The sequence below is a fragment of the Pseudomonas tehranensis genome, from assembly GCF_014268615.1.
GTDB classification, from domain to species: Bacteria; Pseudomonadota; Gammaproteobacteria; order Pseudomonadales; family Pseudomonadaceae; genus Aquipseudomonas; species Aquipseudomonas tehranensis.
Genome location: NZ_JABWQV010000462.1, coordinates 1 through 1,220, shown reverse-complemented (window position 1 = coordinate 1,220; position 1,220 = coordinate 1). Strand labels below are relative to the sequence as shown.

Below are 1,220 nucleotides of genomic sequence, written 5' to 3'. Positions count from 1 at the left end.
AACCCAGCGGGGATAAATCCCCTCGCCACACAGGAGTCAGGCTTGAGAGCCCAACCCGTATATCAGTCGTAAACCTTCTTCTTCTTCCACTCGTCGTTTACTTCGGCGTCCTTCAGCCCTTCGGTCAACTGGTTGACTTCGCCTTCGACTGGCTGGGTGCTGGCCAGAACCATGGCATTGGCGCGGGCCAGGAGTTTTTCCAGGTAGTCCAGTTGTTCGGCATAGACCTGCGGTTCCTGTTGCTTGCGCAGGTACTGCACGCCCCGTTCGAACGCTAGGCGGGCCTGCCCCGGTTGTTCTTGCTGCAAGGCGTGTTGGCCGAGATTATTGAAGAACTCGATGTGCAACAGCACCAGAATGTGCCGCACTTCGCGGATCCAGCGCTTGGCTTCGTTGGGCGGCAGGAAGCCGTCCTGGGCGGCACGGGTAATCTGACCGTGAAGGGCTTCGAGCAGAAACCGCACATCCTTGGCCTTGGCTTCGGTCTGGATCGGTGCCGGTGGGTTGTTCACCGGAATCGATTCACCCTGGGCGGCGAGCGCATTCAGTTCGTCCAGGCGCGCCTTGACCGCTGTATTGGTTTTCTCCAGGTTCAGCAGGCGCTGGCAGACGTTGATCTCAAGACGCGTGATCAACAGCTTCAGGGCCGGGGTCATCAATTGTCCGGGAAAGGTTTCAGTGAGCTCGCCACAACGACGTAAGCGGTCGTTGAGTTCAACCTTGGTACGGGCCTTTTCCAGCTTGTTGTTTTCCACCACATGGTTCATGTAGCCAATGGCGATCAACAGTGCGATCCCGGCTACGACGAGCAGGGTGATCATGAGTGGTGTCACCGGTAAGACCTCTTTATTGGGGTTCGCATATCAAGAGTGTAGTGGCTTGGCTTTTAAGCGCATAGGCCTGCGCGATGCGATTAGACAGGCGTGGCGCTGCGTATGGAAGTGCGGCGAAGATAGATGCACATTGCCACCATTTGTCAGGCACGACTATAACGTCTTGGCGGATGACAGAATATAGGCGCCAGAGACCGGACGGGCAAAATGTGCGAACAGCCCCCAAACCGGGCGAAGTCATTGATTTAAATAAATTTATATCTGGGGGTTGACGACCCAGCAATCCATCCATAGAATGCGCGCCACTTACAGCGTAAAGCACTTAGCCAAACGCGATAAGCAGTGAATGTTGTACGTGTGTCCCCTTCGTCTAGTGGCCTAGGACAC

At 55.7% G+C, this 1,220-nt stretch carries 1 protein-coding gene; it reads right to left on the bottom strand.

Going from position 1 to position 1,220, the window contains the following annotated elements; all coding sequences use genetic code 11:
• Positions 1-62 precede the first annotated feature (62 nt).
• The gene (locus HU811_RS26980) at positions 63-821 is read right to left on the bottom strand and encodes a VHS/ENTH/ANTH domain-containing protein (protein ID WP_092400111.1); all 759 of its coding nucleotides are present in this window, start codon (positions 819-821) and stop codon (positions 63-65) included.
• Positions 822-1,220: the final 399 nt, after the last annotated feature.

Coding starts and splice junctions, on each gene's coding strand:
- HU811_RS26980 (WP_092400111.1), bottom strand. CDS start 821: ATGATCACCCTGCTCGTCGTAGCCGGGATCGCACTGTTGATCGCCATT.